Annotated in this window: 8 protein-coding genes, 1 tRNA gene and 1 pseudogene; 8 read left to right on the forward strand and 2 right to left on the reverse strand. The window is 73.9% G+C overall.

All coding sequences use genetic code 11. The features are described from left to right. The 4 genes and pseudogenes from IEY78_RS34725 to IEY78_RS33585 form a co-directional block, all read left to right on the forward strand. Nucleotides 1-395 (forward strand): annotated as a pseudogene (locus tag IEY78_RS34725) (hypothetical protein); the annotation flags it as partial. Nucleotides 396-552: 157 nt separating this feature from the next. Beyond that, nucleotides 553-1,158, forward strand: coding sequence for a DUF4232 domain-containing protein (locus IEY78_RS34935; RefSeq protein ID WP_189104788.1), 606 nt, complete (start codon nt 553-555; stop codon nt 1,156-1,158). 184 nt (nt 1,159-1,342) lie between these two features. Then, nucleotides 1,343-1,639 (forward strand): type II toxin-antitoxin system VapB family antitoxin, encoded by a 297-nt coding sequence (locus IEY78_RS33580; protein WP_030084955.1) that lies wholly within the window; start codon nt 1,343-1,345, stop codon nt 1,637-1,639. A gap of 156 nt (nt 1,640-1,795) precedes the next feature. Then, complete coding sequence (locus IEY78_RS33585) at nt 1,796-2,443, forward strand: LytR C-terminal domain-containing protein (RefSeq protein ID WP_229700338.1); 648 nt, start codon at nt 1,796-1,798, stop codon at nt 2,441-2,443. A gap of 75 nt (nt 2,444-2,518) precedes the next feature. Here the strand turns inward: IEY78_RS33585 and upp are convergent, their stop codons facing one another. Further along, nucleotides 2,519-3,154, reverse strand: coding sequence for a uracil phosphoribosyltransferase (upp, locus tag IEY78_RS33590; RefSeq protein ID WP_189104789.1), 636 nt, complete (start codon nt 3,152-3,154; stop codon nt 2,519-2,521). A gap of 175 nt (nt 3,155-3,329) precedes the next feature. Between upp and IEY78_RS33595 the strand changes: the two genes are divergently transcribed. The 4 genes from IEY78_RS33595 to IEY78_RS33610 all read left to right on the forward strand — a co-directional run bounded on the left by IEY78_RS33595 (nt 3,330) and on the right by IEY78_RS33610 (nt 5,031). Further along, nucleotides 3,330-3,548 carry a hypothetical protein gene (locus IEY78_RS33595; protein ID WP_189104790.1) on the forward strand — a complete coding sequence of 73 codons (219 nt, stop codon included), beginning with the start codon at nt 3,330-3,332 and terminating at the stop codon, nt 3,546-3,548. A gap of 190 nt (nt 3,549-3,738) precedes the next feature. After that, nucleotides 3,739-4,296: a tRNA adenosine deaminase-associated protein gene (locus tag IEY78_RS33600; RefSeq protein ID WP_189104791.1), complete on the forward strand. Its 558-nt coding sequence runs from the start codon at nt 3,739-3,741 to the stop codon at nt 4,294-4,296. Nucleotides 4,297-4,437: 141 nt separating this feature from the next. Then, nucleotides 4,438-4,866 carry a tRNA adenosine(34) deaminase TadA gene (tadA, locus tag IEY78_RS33605; RefSeq protein ID WP_373294304.1) on the forward strand — a complete coding sequence of 143 codons (429 nt, stop codon included), beginning with the start codon at nt 4,438-4,440 and terminating at the stop codon, nt 4,864-4,866. Between the two features lie 78 nt (nt 4,867-4,944). Then, nucleotides 4,945-5,031, forward strand: a tRNA-Ser gene (locus IEY78_RS33610). 108 nt (nt 5,032-5,139) lie between these two features. Here IEY78_RS33610 and IEY78_RS33615 read toward each other — a convergent pair. Further along, nucleotides 5,140-5,457: hypothetical protein (locus tag IEY78_RS33615; RefSeq protein WP_189104793.1), on the reverse strand; the 318-nt coding region annotated here is incomplete at its 5' end.

Below are 5,457 nucleotides of genomic sequence, written 5' to 3' on the forward strand. Positions count from 1 at the left end.
TGCGCGCGGCCGCCCCGGCCGCGGCCGCCGGCGTCGCGGTGGGCGTCCTGGTGGCCGCCCCGGACGGCCGTCCCGACCGGCCGCCGCCTGCCCGGCCGCCGAGCCCGGTGAGCCCCGCCCCCTCCACCGGCTCCGACCGGACGCCGTCCCCGGTCCCCTCCCCGAGCCGGCCGCCGGCCACCCCCCACCACGACAACGGCCCCTCCGGCGCGCCCTCCGGCACCGCACGGCCGCACCCTCCGGGCACCGCCACGACCGGGGCGAGCGCACGGCCGGGCGACGGCCCCTCCGGCACCCCGGATCCGCCCTCCACACCCCCGCCGACCACCCCCACCCCGGAGAGCACCGGCACCCCGGAAACCCCTGCGTCCCCCTCAACTCGGCCCGTACATTGAATGATTGATGCATACTCCATCGATCCGTCCGCCACCCCCGCACCGGGACCACGACGGCCCTCGGCCCCGGCACCGGCCCGCGTTAGCCGCGCGTTAGCCGATCGCCAGCACCCACGCCGAAGGTCGTGTTCACGCCACCGTCCCGGGGGAGCTCCCTATGCCGTTCACCGCCACCACCGGCCGGGCCGCCGCCGCGGGTCTCCTCGCCGCCGCCGCGCTGGCACTGGCGACGGCCTGCCACGGCTACGGCGGCCGGGCCGACGGCCCCGTCACCGCCATCTCACCGGCCCCCGACCGCCCCTCCCCGGGAGACGGCCGGAATCCGCCCCCCGCCCCCGGCGGACCGTCGTCCTGCACTCCCGAGATGCTCAAGTTCCACGCCGGCGCGATGCCGCGACGCCACCACCGGATGCTGCTGACCGTCACCAACATCTCCGACCGGACCTGCGACTTCGCCGCCCAGCGCTACCCCCTGCTGCGGTTCGGCGACGGCCGGCGGCCCGCCCTCCCGGCGATCCCCGGCAGCCGCCCGTACTCCCCGGTCGCCCTGGCCCCCGACGCCACCGCCTACGCCATGGTCGTCACCCGCGACGGCGGCGGGAACGGCCCGGGGCACCACCGGATCTCCCAGTTCGGTGTCGCGCTGGCCGCCCGCACCGGCCCCGTCCAGGTCGGCCTGGACGGCGCCCCGGTCCGGGTCGACCCGCGCACCGCCGCCGTCACGTACTGGCAGCCGAGCCGGGCGGCCGCCCGGCAGTGGTGATCCCCGCACCGCGGCGCGGGCCGGCCGAGCCGCCGCATCGCGCCAGGCGGTAGGCCGTTCGGGTCGCTTCCGGCCATATCCTCCGGGCCACCGCTCCCCAATGATCCAAATTTGCCACCAATGATCCTTTTGCACTGCTGCGGCATGGCTGCGCCCGGTGCCGCTCGCCCGGTAGGCTTTCCGTGTGATCTTCAAGCGCATCGGAAACGGCCGGCCGTACCCGGACCACGGCCGGGAGAGCACCCGCCAGTGGGCGGACGTCGCCCCGCGCCCGGTACGCCTCGACCAGTTGGTGACGACCAAGCAGCAGCTCGATCTGGAGACGCTGCTCGCCGAGGACTCGACGTTCTACGGCGACCTCTTCGCGCATGTCGTGAAGTGGGAGGGCGACCTCTATCTGGAGGACGGGCTGCACCGCGCGGTCCGCGCGGCCCTCCAGCAGCGCCAGGTGCTGCACGCCCGCGTGCTCGAACTCGGCTAACCCGCGGCGCCCCGCCGCCCAACAGGCCAAAAATCCCCTCGTACCGCCCGTCGGCACCCAAGCCGCCCTGTCCGTATTGACCCTTTTGGGTTGGGTCTCGCGCCACGCGTTGATCATCTAGTAGGCACGGACGGCCGCCCGCACTACGCTGCGCCCATGAGCATGCTGACGCCCCCGGGCATGGGCGGGAAGTACCGCATCACGGGCGACAGGTATCCGCGGATGCGCCGCCCCCGCCACCGCCGCCGGATCGTCCTTTCCCTCGCCGCAACGGCCTGCGTCCTCGGCCTGGCCGCCTGGGGCTCCCTGCAGCTCATCGACGTGTTCGGGGGCCGGTCCGACACCGCCCACGCCGCCCCGGGTGAGCGCCGCTGCACCGCGAGCGCCAAGGCCGGGACGGCGCAGGCCCACGACGCGGCGCGCAAGCTGCCCGCGCCCGGCGCGCTGACCGTGAACGTCTTCAACGCCACCCCGCGCTCCGGGCTCGCCAAGCGCACCGCGGACGAGCTGGAGAAGCGCGGCTTCAAGATCGGCAAGGTGGGCAACGCCCCGGCCGCCTACGACAAGAAGGTCAAGGGCGCCGGGATACTGCTCGGCCCCGCGGCCGCGGTCCAGGGCCCGATGAAGGTGCTCTCCACCCAGCTCGCCGGCGCGCAGCAGAAGACCGACGCCCGCAAGGGCGCCGACCTCGACCTGATCATCGGCGACACCTTCAAGGACCTCACCGCCCCGCAGGCCGCCGCGAAGTCCCTGGCCCTGCTGACCCATCCGTCCCCGGCCCCCTCGGACGACGCCAAGTGCTGACCGCACACGGACGGGCCCCGCACCAACAGGGGTGCGGGGCCCGGACAGTTATCGGGTGAGCGGGGCGCGGTCGGCTCAGCCGGCCGTTCCGTACATGCGGTCGCCCGCGTCGCCCAGGCCCGGCACGATGTAGCGGTCCTCGTTGAGCCGCTCGTCGACCGCCGCGGTGACCACCGTCACCGGCGCGCCGGCCAGCTCCTTCTCCATGACCGCCACGCCCTCCGGCGCGGCCAGCAGGCAGATCGCGGTGACATCGTCCGCGCCGCGCTGGATCAGCTCGCGGATCGCCGCGACCAGCGTGCCGCCGGTGGCCAGCATCGGGTCGACGACATAGACCTGACGGCCCGAGAGATCGTCGGGCATCCGCGTGGCGTAGGTGTGCGCCTCGTACGTCTCCTCGTTGCGGACCATGCCCATGAAGCCGACCTCGGCGGTGGGCAGCAGCCGGACCATGCCCTCCAGCATGCCCAGACCGGCCCGCAGGATCGGGACGACCAGGGGGCGCGGGTGCGACATCCGCACGCCGGTGGTCGCCGTCACCGGGGTCTCGATGTCGACCTGCTCGGTGCGCACATCACGGGTGGCCTCGTAGGCGAGCAGGGTGACCAGCTCATCGGCGAGCCGCCGGAAAGTCGGGGAGTCGGTGCGCTTGTCGCGCAGCGTGGTGAGTTTGTGCGCCACCAGCGGGTGGTCGACGACGTGGATCCGCATGACATCGACAGTAACCGAGCCGGAAGGCCCCGGCGCCCGCCGTGCGGTACCCGGCCGACCGGCGCAACCGAGGCACGTGGTGGGCATCAAACCACCGAAAGGAGGGAAAGTGGGCACGTACGCCCGATCGGCTCTCCTGTCAGAGGGCGAGGATTTTGCCCGAGGTGGTGTACGCGTGCTCGACCGCAAGCGGACCGACGACCCGAACGACACCGTCCCCGGCGGCCGGGACCCGGCCCCGGACGAGGGGACGGAAGCGGCGCGCCGACGGCGCCGTGCCCAATTTCTGCGGGACCTGCACGAGGCCAAGGAGCTGCGCGACCGCGTCCAGCCGCGCCGCGTCCGGGCCGAACGCATGCGCCAGGCTGTGCGGATGCGTACATTCCGCTGGTAGCGGAACACCCCCGCGCACCCGTCTGCGCTGCGGCACGTGAGCGACATCTCTCACAACCTCCGCACGACGCAGCACCGAAGACCCCGCGCGGCGGCGTTGTTTCTGCCACGATTCCGAAAGGGGCGGGACCAACGGCGTGCAGCGCCGCCCCGCCCGGCCCGGCACGCCTATGACCAGTGGGAGAGTCACGGTGTACTTCGCCGCACTGCTCGCGCGCACCGAAGACGGGTGGGAAGCGAGCGATACGGAGCTCGACGATGTGGAGACGCTGACCGATCTGGCCGATCTGGCCCGAGAGGCGGCGGTCGACGACGACACGGTGGTGGCCTTCATCGAGCAGGAGGACGCCTGGTTCGGCGTCATCCGGGTCGACGGGGAGGACGACCCGCGGGTCTTCCTGTCCAACGCCGCCGCCGCCGCCAAAAGCTCGTACGGCGCGATGCTGACCGACGAGCTGCTCGGCCGCGAGGAGGACGACGCGGCCGACGACCTGGACAGCCTCGACCTGGACGGCACGGAGGACGGCGAACCCGACCCCGACGACAACAACGACCACGACCACGCACCCGACGAATCCCTGGACGCGGTGAACGGCTCGGACGGCCCGCCCCGCGGTCCGCTCGGCGACGCCGCCCTGCTGGCCGACCTGGGCGTCAGCGAGCAGGAACTGCTGGCCCTGGACGGCGATGCGCTGAGCACCATCGCCGACTCGCTGGGCTGCACGGAAGTCCTCGAAGCCGTGCGCTGAGCGGCCCCGGCCGGGCCCCCGCCCCCAGGGGCGGGTCCGGCCCCCGGTCGCGTCCCCGACACTGGGGGCATGACCGTCCCCCCTTCCGCCTCTCTCCCCTCCCCCGCGCCCGACCCGCTGCGTGATCCGTGGATCGCACCGATGCGGCAGGCGCTGGACGAGGCCGCCCGCGCCCCCGGGACCGGTGACGTCCCGGTGGGCGCCGTCGTGCTGGCCGCGGACGGCACGGTCCTCGGCACCGGCCGCAACGCCCGCGAGGCCACCGGCGACCCGACCGCGCACGCCGAGGTCCTCGCGCTGCGCGCGGCGGCCTTTCGCACCGGGGAGTGGCGGCTGACCGGCTGCACGCTCGTCGTCACCCTCGAACCGTGCACGATGTGCGCGGGCGCGCTCGTGCTCTCCCGGGTCGACCGGGTCGTCTACGGCGCCCGCGACGCCAAGGCGGGGGCGGCCGGCTCCCTGTGGGACGTCGTCCGTGACCGCCGTCTCAACCATCGCCCCGAGGTCATCACCGGGGTCCTCGAAGCCGAGTGCGCCGGGCTGCTCACGGCCTTCTTCCGGGAGCGCTGAGCGCACCCCGGTCCGCCGGCGGCCGCTTCCCGGAATCCGATTTCGGCGCACGGCCACCCGTGGGCTAAGCTCTCTCTCGGTAGCGTGTCCGAGCGGCCGAAGGAGCGCGCCTCGAAAGCGCGTGAGGGGGCAACTCCTCCGTGGGTTCAAATCCCACCGCTACCGCTCGAGGCGAAGGCCCCGATCCATCGAGGATCGGGGCCTTCGCCGTGTCCGGGCCCGCCCGCCCCGGGCCGCCGGCGGCCCGGCGCCGCGGCGGCCGGGGAGCGGGTCCTAGGCGTTGCGCCGGTTGCGGCCCGCGCGGCGGAAGAAGCGCACGATCAGCCAGATCACCAGGGCCACGAAGACGAGGAAGAGGACGAAGAGCACGACCAGGAAGATGCCGAGCTTCTTGAAGAAGCCGCCCTTCTTCTTGGTCTTCGACTTCCACTTCGACTTCTTGACCTTGAAGGCCGAGGTGAGCCGCGCGGAGTCGCGGTGGGCGGTGGCGGCGCGCGCCGGGGCGGCCGCGGGCCGCACCGAGGCGGCGTGGCCGTGGGCCGGGGCGCTCGCGGTGGTCACCACCCGCGCGGTGTCGGTCGCGCCGCGGCC

The sequence above is a fragment of the Streptomyces kronopolitis genome (assembly GCF_014646275.1).
Taxonomy (GTDB): domain Bacteria; phylum Actinomycetota; class Actinomycetes; order Streptomycetales; family Streptomycetaceae; genus Streptomyces; species Streptomyces kronopolitis.